Below are 16,135 nucleotides of genomic sequence, written 5' to 3'. Positions count from 1 at the left end.
TTATAGTTGTTGGTTCTTATTAAAGTTTAAAATCCAATGATGGCCATATTTATCGGTTAGTTCGCCAAATAATGCACCCCAGTGGGTTTCTTGAAGGGCTTGTTTAATGATGCCTCCTTTTGATAATTGGTAAAATGCGGTATATATAGCTTCTTCCTGATGGCAATCCAGCATCAGCGAAAGCGCATTACCATTTAAAAGTCCGCTTTCTGGACTGATATCACTAGCCATGAGCGCAAAATTATCGGTAATGAGCATGGCATGTAAAATAAAATCCTTAATGTTTTGAGGTAGCTGTGCTGCCATAGGAGATTCTCCTACGGTTTGAAAGCTGAGCCTGCCCCCCAAACAATGCTGATAAAACAACATGGCCTCGCGGCAATTACCTCTAAAACTTAAATAAGCAGAAATTTTAAACATGATGATGAGCTTCTACATAAGCTTTTAGTAAGTTAAGCATTTCTAAAGTGCCCTCTTGGTAAGCATCAGCCACTTCTTGCTGCTCAAAAACTTGTAATTGAAGCAATTTAGTTTTATGAGCTGATAAGGTTTCTAAAATATAGCTTTCTTCTACCAGTCCTGTACTTTTATCAGGATAAGAACAGGTAAATTCTTTATTTTCTTCAAATACTTTGATGATACCATCCCAAACCATTTTTTGCCCATTCCAGACAAATACATCTCCGTTTTCGTCGTAACAGGTATAGGTAATGGCAGCACCAGCTTTCCAAGCTGTTTCTACTTTAACATTTTTCATCCACTTGTCTAACACAGTGGTATTGGTTAATGCCTGCCAAACTTGTGCTGCTGAGGCATTAATTTCTATTTCAAACTTATTGCTAACCATTTGCTGCCTGAATTAAGGTTTGTATATCGAATTTTTTCATTTGCATAAATGCGGCCACTACTCTATCTCTTTTATTAGGGTCAGACATTAATGTTCCTAATACTTGAGGTACTACCTGCCAAGAAACGCCATATTTATCTTTACACCATCCACACATACTTTCTGAGCCACCATCGGCAGTAAGCTTATCCCAGTAATGGTCTATTTCTTCTTGTGTAGCACACTCTATAACAAAAGAAACTGCCTCGCTAAACTTAAATTGCGGACCACCATTTAAGCCCATAAATCTTGTACCATTTAGCTCCCAAACCACAACTAATTCATTTTCATCTAAAATTTTAAAGTTGGGGAATATAGCACTGTAAAAAGTTGCTGCTGCTTTGGCTTCATGGTTAAACCATAAGCAAGGGTAAATGAGGTTATTCATATTTTTAAGGTTTAAGAAGCTTCTGTATAAGATTTAAAATTGTTTAGAATCATTTGCCAACCCGCTTGTTGCATATCAATAGGGTTTTCATCTTCAGGGTCAAAAATTACAGTAACTAAGGTTTGAGCGCCTAAATTCTGAAAAGTAACAGTAGCTGTTCTATCCCAAAAGGTATAAGTAAAGCTCTCTTTTTCTACAATTTCTGTATAAACAGCCTCAAAATCAAAACCATTACTGCCATCTTTGGCTTCCATACGGGCTTTGTAGGTACCTCCTACCTGCATATCATTCTCTGCAGCGGGGCAATGCCAGCTAGTATCGGCAAAATTCCAATTAACGATATGCTTAGGTTGGGTATAATAATCCCATACTTTTTCTAGTGGGGCGTTAACATTTGCTTGAACTGTAATTTTTGCTTTTTCCATTTTCTTAAGCTTTAATAGGTTTATATTTTGATGTTGTTACGATACAAATATGGGTACTTCCTTTAAAAAAGGAAACCTGTATAAATGTCAAATAAAGGGCTATTTACGACAAATAATTTTATCTTAGAAAAAGCATTTAATCCTCTAATATGAAACGTGTTAGCATCTTAGTACCAGAAAGCTCTGTTTTACAAGCCATAGCAGACCCTCAATATTTATTTTCGGCCGTGAACCAGTTTATGATGGCTGCGGGCAAAAGCCCTTTATTTGAAGTTCAGCTGGTAGGTTTAAAAAAGGAAGTAAAACTTAATGGTGGCTTATTTTCTGTAAATACATCAAAACTTTTAGAAGATGTAGCAAAAACAGATTTGGTGGTGATACCCGCTTTATTTGGAGATATGAAAACCGCAATTGCTAAAAATGAAGAACTTTTACCTTGGATAAAACAACAATATCAAGAAGGTGCAGAAGTAGCTTCGCTATGTGTGGGGGCTTTTTTACTGGCTTCTACTGGCTTATTGGCTGGTAAAAAATGTTCTACTCATTGGGGTTTTCAAAATGAATTTAGGATGATGTTTCCTGATGTTGAAGTGGTTGATGGTAGTATCATTACCGAAGAAAATGGCATATACTCTAGCGGTGGCGCTAATTCTTATTGGAACTTACTATTACACTTGGTAGAAAAATATACGGATAGACCAACCGCTATTTTAGCTTCAAAATATTTCGCCGTTGATATTGACAGGGAAAGTCAGGCTGCTTTTGCCATGTTTCAAGGACAAAAAAACCATCAGGATGAAGCTATTAAACAAGCACAAGATTTTATAGACCTCCATATCCAAGAAAAAATAACCATTGATGAACTTGCAGATTTGGTAAAATTAGGTAGAAGAAGTTTCGAGAGGAGGTTTAAAATGGCTACCAATAACTCGGTACTTGCCTATATCAATAGGGTAAAAATGGAGTATGCTAAACGCAGTTTTGAATCGAGCCGTAAAAATATTCATGAAGTGATGTATGATATTGGTTATACCGATACTAAAGCCTTTAGAACCATCTTCAAAAAAATAACTGGCTTAACGCCTATCGCGTATAGGAATAAGTATAATAAGATTTTTAATTGATATAAAAAAATAAGCCAGTATTATTCATAATACTGGCTTATAAAATGAAGTTTATGCTATTAAAACAATACCTTAATTGTTTTAACGTGATTACCAGAAGTCAATCTGATAAGATATAAACCTTTTAATTTTGATGAGTCGAAATTTATCTTGTGCTCACCTTTTGTTAAAGACTTACCTACCAGACTATTTAATAACTGACCGTTGATATTATAAACTTTAACTGTAGTAAAACCATCTTGCGGAATAGAGAAAACAACCTCCTGATTCTTTAATGCAAGACTTAAGTGCTGTGCTTGACTTTCTTCTACCTGCAATAAATTTAACCTACTACTTTCTTTAGCTGCCATGATTGCAGCACCACCATTAGCAGGCTCTATCACCCATTGTTGGCGTAAATTTGTATTAGCAGTGTTGTAAATCCAGATTTGAACATTTGAGCCGTTTACAGGTGTAACATCAGCACAATCTAGTGCGTACGCAGATGCTAATCGTAATTCTACTTTATGAGCATCACTACCTGCAATAGGAACCAATTTCCATTGCTGACGATTGTAAGAAGCGTAAGGATCTAACTCTGCATTATCACCATCATTTGCAGCACCATCTAAAGAAGAAAGAGCGAAACTACTCTCTAAACGAGGGATAATTCTTACAAAACCATTATCTGTAGGTACAATTTGGAATTGTTGTGTTTGACTACTAGAAGAATAAGTTCCCACGTTAACATTTTCACTAGTGGTGATAGTAGCATCATTACTTTGTAGAGCTAAATTAGTATTAGCTTTTAATCTGAAACGGTAATATGCTATTTGTGTTGTAGCTGTTGCGGTATTACTATAAGGCGATTTAGAATTGGCATCTATCTCAGACCTCACTCTAAACCAATATGGAGTATTCGCACTTAGACCTGTTGCGGTAAATGAAGTAGCATTAGCTGCTGGATTACCTAACCCAACCCATGTTGCGCCATTATCGCTAGAACGCTGTACATAAAACTTAGTTTCGTTAGACGAGTTATCTTGCCAACTTAAAGTTATTGAACTTGCAGAAGCTGCAGTTGCTGTTAAGTTTGAAGGCGCATTTGGTACAGCTCCAGTAGTAGTGGCTGTAGCCGTATTGCTATAAGCAGATTTCCTACTCGCATCAATTTCTGACCTTACTCTGAAAGAATAAGATGTATTAGCATTTAAGGCGGTAACTGATAAAGAAGTAGCATTAGCTGCTGGATTACCAATACCAAACCAAGTTGTACCGCCGTCATTTGATTGCTGCACATAAAACTTAGTTTCATTATTAGAGTTATCTGTCCAGCTTAGATTGATTTGACTTGAAGAAACAGCTGTTGCTGTTAAATTTGAAGGAGCTGCAGGCGGTGTAGAACTAGCATTAGGATCAAATGTTCCCCCTTTCCAAATTCTTACATCCTCCCAAACTACAGCAGCATTTGTAATTCCATTGGTTTCAGGATCATTCTCCCTACCATAAATACCATATTTGAAGTAATTTGCTGTAGTTATTTCCTCTGAGAAAGAAAACTTTAATTCATCATCTATAAGGATATAAACTTTTCCAGGTGTTGATGAGGTTTGTTGAATATGAATCACATTCAACTTAATTTTCCTATTTACAACATTAAATTCTAAATCTCTATTACCTTCCACATTGAAACAATTAGGATCATAAAAAATCCTAAATTTAGAATCAGCTGCATCCATATCATAAGAGTTAGATCTTATTTGTAACATTGTCGCATTATCTTCCCCTCCAAATAATTGGAAAATAGCGTTATCAAACATTTTATCTCCAACTGTTATATAACCTTCAAACTGACGTGTACCACTAGTATAATTTCTAGTACTGCTGTTAACATCAAACACACGTAACTCTGATCGATTACCTGGATACTTTTTAAGCGTAAAAGTACTAACACCTGTAGATGAATTGTAATTATACTTACTGGTAACATCACTATTATCTGATGTTTCTGGATTACCTTGAGCATCAATGTAAGCACTTGTTCTTGGCCAAGTAAAGTCTGTATTATCACCAGAAGGATTCGAATAATTCTCTAATTGAACTTGTTGATCTAAAGAAACCGCTGTTCCCCAACCAGTTCCTATTTGTGCAAAAGATTTAGCACTAAAAGTTATCAAAAAACAAAATAGCATGAGTTTCATAAACCCAAAAGAGAGTAGATTTTTTTTCATTAGATTTTAAATTAATAGTTGTTTATAAATTGGTTAATTGTATTTCTTAGGTTTTGAGGTACTTGGTAGACAGATAATATTTACTATTATATAATTACCTGATTTACAAAGTACTTATGCCTTCAAATGGTCAATACAATTATATTCATTTGAAGAGAGTTAGGAAAGACGTGGTAATCTTATTGTAGATGTGTAATGGTGAAACATACAAATTACACATTCTCAAAACAACAATTAAAGAAATAAATAGCGCTTTTATGAAAAATAAAATTCTTTAAAATAAATTTTTGCATATAAAAAAGAAACGATAACGATTGCGCAAAAATTAAGCTGAATTATCTATACAAAAGGCTATTTTCTTTTATAAATAACATAAAACTATCTTTTTATTTGTAGGTAGACTCATAAATTTTAACCCAATCCTGCACACTCATTTTTTGTACAAGCTCAGCTATTAAAGCAAAAGGAATTTCATTAATTTTCTTAAATCTGATACAACTTTTCCCCATATCTAATTTAGCTTTACTATGTTGAGGGTAAGCTTCTTTAAACCATTGCAATAGATTTTCATCAGCATATAAACCCATGTGGTATAGCGCTATAAAATTCTTTTGAGATGCCAAACTTATGAAAGGCAAAGGCAATTTAGGGTCGCAATGGTAGCCTTTAGGGTATAGCGAATGTGGCACAACAAAACCTATCATTCCGTAGCTCATTTCCTCGGTATATCCTTCTGGTAAGTTACCCAGAATGGTGGTTCTTAATTTCTGCATCACCTCTTGTCTTTCTAAAGGTAGTTGAGCAATGTACTCGTCTGGGTGATTGATTTTTGTTTGGGTCATAAATAACTTACTTAAAATATTTATACAAGAATAAACATGATAGTTGTTGGCTCAATAATTATTGGTCCTATAGTCATAGGGGCCAAGCCTAAAAAGTGCCTAATATTTGTATTTGTCTATTAGTTTAAGCTTAAGATCAGGATATTTTTTCAAGTTTCTTATATAAACTGAACTTTTCATCTGTTTAATATGCTGCTCTATCAATCTAGCCTGCTTATATTCAAGATTTTCAATATGATAAAAAAGCGTCCAATCCCTAACTTTAGACGTAAAACTATTTTCAAAAACTTTGTTTAAATGCTGTTCTAATCGGAAAGATAAATCTTTACAACTACCTATATAAAAACGATTTAAGATTTTAGAATGTAAAATATATACAGTAGCCATATTTTATATATTTTTTTCAAAAGTAGAAATGATAATTATGGATTGTAAGCCGCTGGCTCGGTAATAATTTAGCTGAACTGCCAATTGTACCCAGGAGCAGAGCCGATAGCTATCGACTCGAACTGCCAATTGTACCCAGGAGCAGAGCCGATAGCTATCGGCTCGAACTGCCAATTGTACCCAGGAGCAGAGCCGATAGCTATCGGCTCGAACTGCCAATTGTACCCAGGAGCAGAGCCGATAGCTATCGGCTCGAACTGCCAATTGTACCCAGGAGCAGATTCGAACTGCCACGCCCGTAAGGCGCCACCCCCTCAAGATGGTGCGTCTACCAATTTCGCCACCTGGGTATTTAATAACTTTTTACTCGGCTACCAGCCCGATAGCTAAGGAGCCGATAGCTATCCGGACTCGCCACTTGGGTATATGCTGCAAATATAATTTTTTATTTAAAAATCAGACAAGCTTTAAATATTAATACTTAAGCCATCGTAAGCCAATTTGATACCTTTAGGTAATGATGAACTTACATCATCATGTAAACCTAATTTATGACTGATATGTGTAAAGTAAGTTTCCTCAGCTCCAATCAACTCGGCAAAAGCAATAGCCTCATCCAAAGTAAAATGCGAGATATGTCTTTCTTTCTGCAAAGCATTTATCACCAATATCTTACTTCCTCTAATCTTAGCTATCTCCTCTTCTGAAACTGTTTTTGCATCCGTAATGTAAGTAAAATCCTTAATTCTGAAACCTTTTACAGGGAGCTTATAATGCATTACCTCTATAGGTAAAAGTGCTATATCGCCCACCATAAAAGTCTCATCATGAATGGTATTTAAGTTTACCAGCGGAATTCCAGGATACTTAAAATCAGAAAAAACATAATAAAACTCGCGTTTAAGTGCATGCTGAACTTGTTCCGTTGCATAAATCTCCATAGCAGCCTGTTGCTTATAATTAAAAGCTCTAATGTCATCCATACCTGCAATATGGTCTTTATGCTCGTGTGTAAAAACAACCGCATCTAAGTGCTGAATCTGGTTACGCAACATTTGATATCTAAAATCCGGACCAGAGTCTATCACTAAAGTAGTTTTATCAGAACTTACCAAAATGCTACTACGCAAACGTTTATCATAAGCACTTAAAGAAGTACAAACTGCGCAATCGCAAGCAATTACCGGAACTCCTTGTGATGTACCTGTGCCTAAAAACGTGACTTTCAAAACTGTAGTTTGGTTTGTTTTAACGAATAATAAAATTGCTTCTGCTTATCACTTAAATGGCTATCTTCTAACTCTAAGCCTTTAATTAATTCTGCTAAAGCATTTATCTTGCTTTCTAAATTAGAGAACTTATTTACAACTACCATTTTACTGGTTTCTATGATACAAAATCCGGTTTTAAAATTACCCTTCTCGTACCTTACTTTGTAGCCAAAATCTTTTAAAAGATTTTCTAATTTTTCTAATGTATGCTGGGTGATGCTTAAAGACATAAACCTATCTTAAATCAACTACTTCAACGCCTGGATATTTTGCTGCTTCAAATGTAAATAAGCTGGGCGATACTTTTACATTAGGTACAAAAGTTTGGATGGTATAAGCATATATATTACCATTCTTATCAAAAACAGAGAAAGAATACAACTGTTTGCTTTGCTTATCTATTTGTAATTTAATTTTAGAAAAAGACCTGTTGCTAAGCGGAGCAAGCTCTATATTATGCAAGGTTTTAGTACCTGCCTTTACATCACCCGTATACACATATTTAAATCCTTTTTCGTAAATGGTAAAAATTTGTGCCGGGTTTAGAGCATCAGGACTATTATCAATCTCACTAACCTGTACTTCTTTATCCTCTTTCAGATAGGTCCATTGTACTTTACCATCAGAGATAAGTTCTTGCGATGGCAAAATAGCTTTAAATTTATTGGTTTTAGATTGTATGTATAAAGTTCCCTTTTGGTTATCACGGGTATTGTTTTGCCTGTTTAAATAAGAATAAGTAAAATCTGCTTTCACCACATTATAACTCCTAAATTTCTTACTTACATCGGCTAAAATAGCTTTTGCTTTTGCATCTGGCTGGGCAAAAGCACCCTTAAAAACAAATAATAAAACAGCAATTAACAGGCTTATCCTCATCTTCAACATAAAATTTTATTTGTTCATATTATCCAAGAACTGTTCCAAAGCATATTCATCAGGAATTAAAACCTCTCTCGCTTTGCTTCCTTCAAAAGGCCCTACTACTCCTGCAGCTTCTAGCTGATCTATAATTCTACCGGCTCTATTATATCCTAATTTAAGCTTACGCTGGATTAAAGACGTAGAACCTTGTTGATGCATCACAATTAAACGAGCAGCATCTTCAAACATAGGGTCGCGGTCTGATGGATCAAAATCTTTCACACTACCAGGGTCGCTATCATCTCCAACATATTCTGGCAATAAATAAGCCGATGAGTATCCTCTTTGGTTACCAATAAACTCGGTTACCCTATCTACCTCTGGCGTATCAACAAAAGCACATTGTAAACGAATTAAATCGCTACCGGTAGATAATAACATATCTCCTTTCCCTATCAATTGGTCTGCACCTCCAGAATCTAAAATGGTTCTCGAGTCTATTTTAGAGGTAACCCTAAAGGCTAACCTAGCCGGAAAATTGGCTTTAATAGTACCTGTAATGATGTTTACCGATGGCCTTTGTGTAGCTAAAACCAAGTGTATACCAATAGCTCTGGCTAATTGTGCTAATCTGGCAATTGGTGTTTCTACCTCTTTTCCTGCGGTCATCATTAAATCTGCAAACTCATCTATCACCAAAACAATAAACGGTAAAAAGCGGTGTCCATTGTTTGGGTTTAGCTTACGCTTGATAAATTTCTCGTTATACTCTTTTAAATTTCTTACCCCCGCATCTTTCAGTAAATCATATCGCTGATCCATCTCTACACACAAAGAATTTAAGGTATGGATAACTTTTTTAGTATCGGTAATAATAGAATCTTCTTCCCCAGGAAGTTTAGCTAAGAAATGTCTTTCTATTTTTCTGAACAAGCTTAACTCCACCTTTTTAGGGTCTACCAATACCAGTTTTAGTTGTGATGGATGCTTTTTATAAAGTAAAGAAACTAATATGGTATTAATACCTACAGATTTACCTTGCCCAGTTGCCCCAGCTACCAGCATATGCGGCATTTTGGCTAAATCAGCAATAAAAACTTCGTTAGAGATGGTTTTACCCAAGGCAATAGGTAAATCCATCGTAGTATTTTGGAATTTTTCTGTAGCGATGATAGAACGCATAGAAACCATTTCTGGGTGCTGGTTAGGCACCTCTATACCAATAGTTCCTTTTCCTGGCATTGGTGCAATAATCCTGATACCTAAAGCTGCTAAACTTAATGCAATATCATCCTCTAGGTTTTTAATTTTAGAGATACGTACCCCCGGTGCAGGGATTATTTCATATAAAGTAACCGTTGGACCAATAGTAGCCTTAATTTTTTCTATCTCGATATTATAGTTATTAAGGGTCTCAACAATTTTATTCTTATTTGATTCTAACTCCTCTGCATCAACAGAAATTTTATTACTACCGTATTGCTCTAATAAATCTAAAATTGGGTTTTTATAAGAAGAAAGCTCTAAAGTAGGGTCAAAAGCACCAAATTGTTCTACCAATTCTTCTGCCTTAGCTTCCTCTGGCGTTTTTTCTACCATCAGCTCTACTTCTTCCTCTGTATCTTCTACCGTTGGGATGATGGTTTCTAAATCCAGATTTGGCGTATTTCTTAGCGGCTGTTCTTTTAATAGTTGATTTACTGGGGCTTCAAACTCCTGAACTACAACATCTTCCTCGGACTCTTCTATTTCTATAGGAGCTTTTGTTGGGATGATAACCTCTTGTTGTTGTCTCTTTGTATTTAAAGGAAACTCCACCGGCTCTGATGGATATTCTTCTTCAATTTCTGGTTTTGCAATTCTGATGTTTGAAATATCACCTTCTTCTTCCTGCTTTTCTTCTATTTCTTGTTCTTGATGAGCTTTAACTTTTTTCTCTGGTAAATTAAAATCAATATTATAAGCAATAACCAAAGTACTTAAACCTGCAAATGCCAATAAGCCGCCCACACCCGCAGAACCTATTTGCGCAACCAATATTTGATTGAGATAAAAACCAAATTCACCTTCTAAAAAGTGAGGATACTCTGCTATAAAATGATGAAAATAGGCAATAAATAAAGAACTGTAAACCAATAAAAAGAAGCTATATCCAAAAACTCTTGATATAGGAAAAAGTACTACCTTAAATAATAGTCTGTATCCTAAGACAACAAAAATGAAGATGAATAAGAACGATGCTATACCAAACCATTTATAGATAAATTGATTGGCTAATAAAGCCCCTAATTTACCAGCCCAATTTTGTATATCGGGGTTTAAAACCCCATTAGAAGCTAATTCTTCTACAGTTCTAAATAAATTTGCCCAACCACCGTTAGCATCACTTACATAACTTTGGTCTTCTTCCCAAGTAAATAAATAAGAACTAAAAGCTACGGCAAAATACACAGCTAGCAAGAGTAAAAACAGACCAACAATTTTTACAAAACGGTCATTATTAAAACTTATAGCCGGAAAATATTCCTTCTTCTCTTTCTTATAAGGCGAGCCTCCATCTGCCTCAGCAGCTGGTTTCCTCTCCTCTCTAAACGTATTGGTTTTAAACTGATTTCCTCTAATGGGCATTCTTACAAGTTTTACTTCAGGAACAAATATAATTTAAAGCAAAAGCTTTTATAAAATTATCAGCTTTTTATTTAGAATTTATCATCATCTAAATTTAAATCTCAAACTAATTGTTGGAAGTTAAAAAATTATGCACTAATATTATTCTTTATTAGACAGAAACATGCAGCATTATAGCTTAGAAGATTTAATAGTTAAAGGCAACATAGAAGAAATTAAAGCGTATTTACAGCAAAATCCACATGCTTTAAAAGAAAAAACAAGCCTTGGCGTATCTCCACTCATGCTAGCTTGCTATTATAAAAAAGATAACATCATTAAATTATTTCTTGATTTTTCTGAAGATATTAACTTTTTTGAAGCTTGTTCTGCCGATAAATTTGATACCGTAGCCCACAAAATATTCCAAAACCCAGAAGTTATAAATAACTTTTCTGAAGACGGTTTTACAGCTTTAGGATTAGCTTGTTATTTTGGTAATGAGGAAATTGCCCGCTATTTAGTTTTAAAAGGTGCAGATGTAAATTTACCTGCTAATAATTCATTTAAAGTTTTTCCTTTGCATTCTGCAGCGGCAGGCAACTACACCAACATTTGTCGTATGCTGCTAGAAAATGGAGCTGCGGTAAACGTAGTACAACAATCTGGCATTACACCATTACACTCTGCAGCACAAAATGGCAATATTGAACTTATCATTATGCTCTTAGAAAAAGGCGCTCTAGTTGATGTGAGAATGGAAGGCGGCAAATTACCTGCCGACCTTGCCCGAGATAAAGGTTTTTTAGAAATAGCCGAAATATTAGCTATTTAAATATCCCAATATTTTAACCTAATTTTTCTTACATAGCCACGTATATCTAAAGTAAACGCCGCTAAAAAATAAAAGATGATAGGAAAACCTACAGCTAAAAATGAACTGTAAATAAAAAACAGTCTGATTTTGGCAATTGAAATATGGAATCGCTCACCCAAATAGGTACAAACCCCAAAAGAATGCCTTTCAAAAAAAGTAATAATACGTTGAAACATGTTTTTACACTTTTAAAATTTTAATTCCAATTCCACAATTTAAGCATTTTTTTTCATCACAATAGTATTTTTTTAATTGTATAACTGCTTGTGATTCAGAAGCACTTGCAATTTTCAGGCCTATATTGGTAAAATTATTTATGATAACATTTTTTTCGGCCTTAATGTTTTCAAGTAATGTAGTTGCGCTATCAGCAAATTTAGGATTTGATATTTGCTTTCCATAATTAAATAATAATGGGGCAATGGTATTGATGAGGATATGATTAACAGATGCATCACCTATATTTCTTGATGATTTTACAGCTTCTTCATCAAACAAATAATGATTTGACCAGTAAGAATGCACATTTAAATTGCTAAATAAGGCCTTTAAAGTTTTAACATCTGGAGCTTCTGTTACTTTAGAAAATAAGTGCTGAGATTGATTAATTAAAGCTGCAAATTGAGCCAATCTAAGGGTTGGAAAATTATCGGGCCTTGTTTTTGAAAATTTCCAAACCGATGGCTCTAAAGGATTTAACTGATATTTCTGACGAAGAAAATCAAATTCTGTTTTCAACCTTTTCGGATATTCATCTTGATAATGCTTATGCAATAAACCAGATATCCCAAAAATTAAAGCTTCTATTTGTAAAGCACTTTGTTTATGCTTGGCTAAAATCTGCTGAGGAAGATTTTTAGCAAGTAGCTCAAAAGGCAAACTATTTACTTTAAACCCAAAGCTTCTTGCTAATCCTACATAAAAAGTATCTTCCCAACTGCCTTTTAATTGCTTGTGAAGTGCTTCAAAATAAGCCGATTTCTCCTCTAACCTCTCTACCAGCATCCTATCTAGCCATTGTTTGATATAAAATTCATCAACCAATTTAAGCTGCTGAGCACAAGGAATTGATTCACTACTACAAGCTAATACTTCTATTTTCTGTATAGTTGCTTCGCTAACCCTATGCTTTAAAGCTAAAGTTGGGATAAAAGTTCTATCAGTACGCTGTATGGCCGTATCATCATCCCAAACTACATGTAAAATAACATTATCATAAGCTTTATCATGTTGGTGTTGATGTTTTAACCAGTCTGATGAGGATAAATGTATCTCTACGGTTCCGGCCCATAGGGTATCTCCTATTCTTATTTTGGCATCATAAAAATCCGGACCAGCATCAACATTAGCATTACCTGGATGAATGATTTCTACTAAATCTCCTTTAGAAGTTCTTAAATCATGGAAATTAAATAATCTAAACCTCCATATATAATGAAGGATTTTTTCATAGTGCAGCATAGTTAAAATTAAGATTATTATTTTTTAAACAAAATAACGCTCCTAATTTCTAATAAAGAAAATTATTTGTTAGCTGATACCTATTTTTTGAAGTTCAACAGCCATTTCTTGTTGTACCAATAAGGCTTGCTCCCTTGCTGCTTCTGCAAAATCCTCTCCGTTTGATGCATAAATAATGGCTCTGGAAGAGTTAACAATCAGACCACAGTCGGCTGTTATTCCATATTTACATACATCTGCTAAAGAACCTCCTTGTGCACCAACCCCAGGCACCAAAAGAAAATGATGAGGTGCATGTTTCCTAATTTCTAAGAATGCTTCCCCTCTAGTAGCACCCACAACGTACATCATATTTTCATCTGTTGCCCATTCTTGAGATTTTTTAATCACATGTTCAAACAGCATCGCATTGTGGTCTTTCAAACGCTGAAAATCATGACTACCTTCATTAGAAGTTAAGGCCAATAAAATAGCCCATTTATCTTTAAATGCTAAAAACGGACTTACAGAATCTTTCCCCATGTAAGGCGCAACTGTTACAGCATCAAAACTCATTTCAGATGAACTTTCATCAAAAAAAGCTTTTGCATACATAGATGATGTATTTCCTATATCACCTCTTTTAGCATCGGCAATAGAAAATATATTTTTTGGTAGGTATTGATAAGTTTTAATTAAAGATTCCCAGCCTTTTAAACCGTTACACTCATAAAAAGCGGTATTAATCTTGTAAGAAATACAAAGATCTGCTGTAGCATCAATAATTTGCTTGTTAAATTCTAAAACAGGATTATCGTATTTATGTAAGTGTTTAGGAATTTTAGTGATATCTGTATCGAGGCCAATACTTAAAAAAGATTTTTTTGATTTGATTTCTCTAATAATTTCTGCTTTGTTCATGACCTCTGTTGATTTTGGCTGCAAATTTGTTAAAAATAAGCTGAGTATTTTAAAAAATAATTGGAAAAAAATTTGAACTTAAAAAATAAATATCTACAATTGCAGTGAAATCTCAATTTATCCTTGTCTACGGATTTTTTAATTAGTTTTCTAATATCAAATCTTAGAAATCTTAACAAAAGCTTAAGGGGTAAATTCTAACAATAAAAATCCTTGAACATAATTCATTTTGAATGTTTGATATAAACGAATTGAACGACAAGCTTGTGTCAGAGCTACGTGAAATCGCAAAAAGCTTTGGAGTAGACAATACCGAAGAATTGCGTAAAGCAGAATTGATTACCAAAATCAAAGAACAACACGAATTAATTACTGCTGCAAAATCTGCAGGCTTGGTAGAAGATGCTGTTGTTACAGAAGAAAAACCTAAAAAAAGAGCTCGTACAGTAAAAGCTTCTCCGGTTGAAGTAAAATCTAAAAAAGATTTAAGCCCGGCACAAGAAGTATCTTTATTTGATAATCCAGAGCCAGTTAAAGCGGAGAAAGTTACGCTTGAAAAAGCGCCAAAAAAAGAAGCCACTACAGAGGTAACGGTAGTAGAAAGTGTAGAAGCTACTTCTCCAGAAGCTAAAGCTGATCAGAAAAATCAGAAAGATAGAACACCAAATAATAATGGCAGACAAAGAGCACAAGAATCTGCTTTTGACTTTGATAATGTTATTACCAACGAGGGTGTATTAGAAATTATGCCTGATGGTTATGGTTTCTTAAGATCTTCTGATTATAACTATTTAACTTCTCCTGATGACATATATGTATCACAATCTCAAATTAAACTTTTTGGTTTAAAAACTGGTGATACTGTTAGAGGAAGCATAAGACCACCTAAAGAAGGCGAAAAATATTTCCCTTTGGTAAGGGTAGAATCTATTAACGGAAGAGTACCTGCAGAGGTAAGAGACCGCGTTCCTTTTGATTATTTAACACCACTTTTCCCTTCAGAAAGACTAAACTTATTCACAAAACCTGGAGATTACTCTACCAGAATTATGGATTTGTTTACACCTATAGGTAAAGGTCAACGTGGTTTAATTGTAGCGCAACCTAAAACAGGTAAAACCAACTTACTTAAAGAAGTTGCTAATGCTATTGCTGCAAACCACCCAGAGGTTTATTTAATTATTTTATTGATTGATGAACGCCCTGAGGAGGTTACAGATATGGCTAGAAACGTAAGAGCTGAGGTGGTTTCATCAACCTTTGATGAACCTGCTGAAAGACACGTTAAGATTGCCAATATCGTATTGGAAAAAGCAAAAAGAATGGTAGAGTGTGGCCACGATGTAGTTATCTTACTAGACTCTATCACTCGTTTAGCAAGAGCATACAATACTGTAGCGCCAGCATCTGGTAAAATACTTTCTGGTGGTGTTGATGCTAACGCCTTACACAAACCAAAAAGGTTCTTTGGAGCAGCAAGAAATATAGAAGACGGTGGTTCTTTAACTATTTTAGCTACTGCATTAACTGATACAGGTTCTAAAATGGATGAGGTTATCTTTGAAGAATTCAAAGGAACCGGTAACATGGAGCTTCAGTTAGACAGAAAACTTTCTAACAAACGTATCTTCCCTGCTATTGATCTTACAGCTTCAAGCACCAGAAGAGACGATTTATTGTTAGATAAAGAAACACTACAAAGAGTTTGGATTTTAAGAAACCACCTAGCAGACATGAATTCGCAGGAAGCTATGGAATTCTTGCTTACTCAGGTTAGAGGAACAAAATCTAATGAAGAGTTTTTAGTATCCATGAATAGCTAATTTTAAGAATAGAGAATAAAGAGTAAAAAATAAGGATAGAGAATTATAATTGTCTTTTTTCTTTACTCTT

17 protein-coding genes and 1 tRNA gene are annotated in these 16,135 nt (G+C 34.6%); 3 read left to right on the top strand and 15 right to left on the bottom strand.

Annotated elements, in window-relative coordinates:
* The 4 genes from GJJ64_RS02405 to GJJ64_RS02390 are packed head-to-tail and all read right to left on the bottom strand — an operon-like array spanning position 1 to position 1,699.
* Positions 1-420, bottom strand: coding sequence for a VOC family protein (locus tag GJJ64_RS02405; RefSeq protein WP_154286162.1), 420 nt, complete (start codon positions 418-420; stop codon positions 1-3).
* Positions 413-847, bottom strand: a complete 435-nt coding sequence (locus GJJ64_RS02400) for an SRPBCC domain-containing protein (RefSeq protein WP_154286161.1) — start codon at positions 845-847, stop codon at positions 413-415. Before GJJ64_RS02400 ends, GJJ64_RS02405 begins: the two co-directional genes overlap by 8 nt.
* Positions 840-1,274: a VOC family protein gene (locus tag GJJ64_RS02395; protein ID WP_154286160.1), complete on the bottom strand. Its 435-nt coding sequence runs from the start codon at positions 1,272-1,274 to the stop codon at positions 840-842. Before GJJ64_RS02395 ends, GJJ64_RS02400 begins: the two co-directional genes overlap by 8 nt.
* An 11-nt stretch (positions 1,275-1,285) precedes the next feature.
* Entirely contained in the window at positions 1,286-1,699 is a 414-nt protein-coding gene (locus GJJ64_RS02390) for an SRPBCC family protein (protein ID WP_154286159.1), read from the bottom strand.
* Between the two features lie 149 nt (positions 1,700-1,848).
* On the opposite strand from GJJ64_RS02390, the gene GJJ64_RS02385 reads away from it, so the two are divergent.
* Positions 1,849-2,823, top strand: a complete 975-nt coding sequence (locus tag GJJ64_RS02385; RefSeq protein ID WP_154286158.1) for a GlxA family transcriptional regulator — start codon at positions 1,849-1,851, stop codon at positions 2,821-2,823.
* 59 nt (positions 2,824-2,882) lie between these two features.
* On the opposite strand, the gene GJJ64_RS02380 is transcribed toward GJJ64_RS02385, so the two are convergent.
* From GJJ64_RS02380 to GJJ64_RS02340, 8 genes are all read right to left on the bottom strand, one after another.
* Positions 2,883-5,033 (bottom strand): fibronectin type III domain-containing protein, encoded by a 2,151-nt coding sequence (locus GJJ64_RS02380; protein WP_154286157.1) that lies wholly within the window; start codon positions 5,031-5,033, stop codon positions 2,883-2,885.
* Between the two features lie 386 nt (positions 5,034-5,419).
* On the bottom strand, positions 5,420-5,875 hold the full coding sequence (locus GJJ64_RS02375; RefSeq protein ID WP_154286156.1) for a DUF1801 domain-containing protein: 456 nt from the start codon (positions 5,873-5,875) through the stop codon (positions 5,420-5,422).
* 99 nt (positions 5,876-5,974) lie between these two features.
* Positions 5,975-6,262: a GIY-YIG nuclease family protein gene (locus GJJ64_RS17055; protein ID WP_154286155.1), complete on the bottom strand. Its 288-nt coding sequence runs from the start codon at positions 6,260-6,262 to the stop codon at positions 5,975-5,977.
* 267 nt (positions 6,263-6,529) lie between these two features.
* A tRNA-Leu gene (locus GJJ64_RS02360) sits at positions 6,530-6,612 on the bottom strand.
* Between the two features lie 117 nt (positions 6,613-6,729).
* On the bottom strand, positions 6,730-7,491 hold the full coding sequence (locus tag GJJ64_RS02355; protein ID WP_154286154.1) for an MBL fold metallo-hydrolase: 762 nt from the start codon (positions 7,489-7,491) through the stop codon (positions 6,730-6,732).
* Complete coding sequence (locus tag GJJ64_RS02350; RefSeq protein ID WP_026902500.1) at positions 7,488-7,763, bottom strand: hypothetical protein; 276 nt, start codon at positions 7,761-7,763, stop codon at positions 7,488-7,490. The genes GJJ64_RS02355 and GJJ64_RS02350 overlap by 4 nt, the downstream gene beginning before the upstream one ends.
* Positions 7,764-7,767: 4 nt before the next feature.
* Positions 7,768-8,412 carry a LolA family protein gene (locus GJJ64_RS02345; RefSeq protein ID WP_229655433.1) on the bottom strand — a complete coding sequence of 215 codons (645 nt, stop codon included), beginning with the start codon at positions 8,410-8,412 and terminating at the stop codon, positions 7,768-7,770.
* Between the two features lie 15 nt (positions 8,413-8,427).
* Entirely contained in the window at positions 8,428-11,025 is a 2,598-nt protein-coding gene (locus GJJ64_RS02340) for an FtsK/SpoIIIE family DNA translocase (protein WP_154286152.1), read from the bottom strand.
* Positions 11,026-11,188: 163 nt separating this feature from the next.
* Here GJJ64_RS02340 and GJJ64_RS02335 point away from each other — a divergent pair, with 163 nt between their 5' ends.
* The gene (locus tag GJJ64_RS02335; protein ID WP_154286151.1) at positions 11,189-11,839 is read left to right on the top strand and encodes an ankyrin repeat domain-containing protein; all 651 of its coding nucleotides are present in this window, start codon (positions 11,189-11,191) and stop codon (positions 11,837-11,839) included.
* Here GJJ64_RS02335 and GJJ64_RS16885 read toward each other — a convergent pair.
* The 3 genes from GJJ64_RS16885 to pyrF form a co-directional block, all read right to left on the bottom strand.
* Positions 11,836-12,057: a PspC domain-containing protein gene (locus GJJ64_RS16885; protein ID WP_039449321.1), complete on the bottom strand. Its 222-nt coding sequence runs from the start codon at positions 12,055-12,057 to the stop codon at positions 11,836-11,838. The genes GJJ64_RS02335 and GJJ64_RS16885 overlap by 4 nt on opposite strands.
* Positions 12,058-12,061: 4 nt before the next feature.
* Positions 12,062-13,342, bottom strand: coding sequence for a DUF2851 family protein (locus GJJ64_RS02325; RefSeq protein WP_154286150.1), 1,281 nt, complete (start codon positions 13,340-13,342; stop codon positions 12,062-12,064).
* Between the two features lie 69 nt (positions 13,343-13,411).
* On the bottom strand, positions 13,412-14,242 hold the full coding sequence (pyrF, locus tag GJJ64_RS02320) for an orotidine-5'-phosphate decarboxylase (RefSeq protein WP_154286149.1): 831 nt from the start codon (positions 14,240-14,242) through the stop codon (positions 13,412-13,414).
* A gap of 233 nt (positions 14,243-14,475) precedes the next feature.
* Between pyrF and rho the strand changes: the two genes are divergently transcribed.
* Positions 14,476-16,065, top strand: coding sequence for a transcription termination factor Rho (gene rho / locus GJJ64_RS02315; RefSeq protein WP_154286148.1), 1,590 nt, complete (start codon positions 14,476-14,478; stop codon positions 16,063-16,065).
* The last annotated feature ends 70 nt before the right edge of the window (positions 16,066-16,135 follow it).

Source organism: Pedobacter puniceum (assembly GCF_009674685.1).
Classification (GTDB): Bacteria; Bacteroidota; Bacteroidia; order Sphingobacteriales; family Sphingobacteriaceae; genus Pseudopedobacter; species Pseudopedobacter puniceum.
This window is presented reverse-complemented; position numbering and strand designations above follow the sequence as displayed.

What these genes read in the sequence shown, in the direction of transcription:
- GJJ64_RS02405 (WP_154286162.1), bottom strand. Translation starts at nt 420, where the DNA reads ATGTTTAAAATTTCTGCTTATTTAAGTTTTAGAGGTAATTGCCGCGAG.
- GJJ64_RS02400 (WP_154286161.1), bottom strand. Translation starts at nt 847, where the DNA reads ATGGTTAGCAATAAGTTTGAAATAGAAATTAATGCCTCAGCAGCACAA.
- GJJ64_RS02395 (WP_154286160.1), bottom strand. Translation starts at nt 1,274, where the DNA reads ATGAATAACCTCATTTACCCTTGCTTATGGTTTAACCATGAAGCCAAA.
- GJJ64_RS02390 (WP_154286159.1), bottom strand. Translation starts at nt 1,699, where the DNA reads ATGGAAAAAGCAAAAATTACAGTTCAAGCAAATGTTAACGCCCCACTA.
- GJJ64_RS02385 (WP_154286158.1), top strand. Translation starts at nt 1,849, where the DNA reads ATGAAACGTGTTAGCATCTTAGTACCAGAAAGCTCTGTTTTACAAGCC.
- GJJ64_RS02380 (WP_154286157.1), bottom strand. Translation starts at nt 5,033, where the DNA reads ATGAAAAAAAATCTACTCTCTTTTGGGTTTATGAAACTCATGCTATTT.
- GJJ64_RS02375 (WP_154286156.1), bottom strand. Translation starts at nt 5,875, where the DNA reads ATGACCCAAACAAAAATCAATCACCCAGACGAGTACATTGCTCAACTA.
- GJJ64_RS17055 (WP_154286155.1), bottom strand. Translation starts at nt 6,262, where the DNA reads ATGGCTACTGTATATATTTTACATTCTAAAATCTTAAATCGTTTTTAT.
- GJJ64_RS02350 (WP_026902500.1), bottom strand. Translation starts at nt 7,763, where the DNA reads ATGTCTTTAAGCATCACCCAGCATACATTAGAAAAATTAGAAAATCTT.
- GJJ64_RS02345 (WP_229655433.1), bottom strand. Translation starts at nt 8,412, where the DNA reads ATGAGGATAAGCCTGTTAATTGCTGTTTTATTATTTGTTTTTAAGGGT.
- GJJ64_RS02340 (WP_154286152.1), bottom strand. Translation starts at nt 11,025, where the DNA reads ATGCCCATTAGAGGAAATCAGTTTAAAACCAATACGTTTAGAGAGGAG.
- GJJ64_RS02335 (WP_154286151.1), top strand. Translation starts at nt 11,189, where the DNA reads ATGCAGCATTATAGCTTAGAAGATTTAATAGTTAAAGGCAACATAGAA.
- GJJ64_RS16885 (WP_039449321.1), bottom strand. Translation starts at nt 12,057, where the DNA reads ATGTTTCAACGTATTATTACTTTTTTTGAAAGGCATTCTTTTGGGGTT.
- GJJ64_RS02325 (WP_154286150.1), bottom strand. Translation starts at nt 13,342, where the DNA reads ATGCTGCACTATGAAAAAATCCTTCATTATATATGGAGGTTTAGATTA.
- pyrF (WP_154286149.1), bottom strand. Translation starts at nt 14,242, where the DNA reads ATGAACAAAGCAGAAATTATTAGAGAAATCAAATCAAAAAAATCTTTT.
- rho (WP_154286148.1), top strand. Translation starts at nt 14,476, where the DNA reads ATGTTTGATATAAACGAATTGAACGACAAGCTTGTGTCAGAGCTACGT.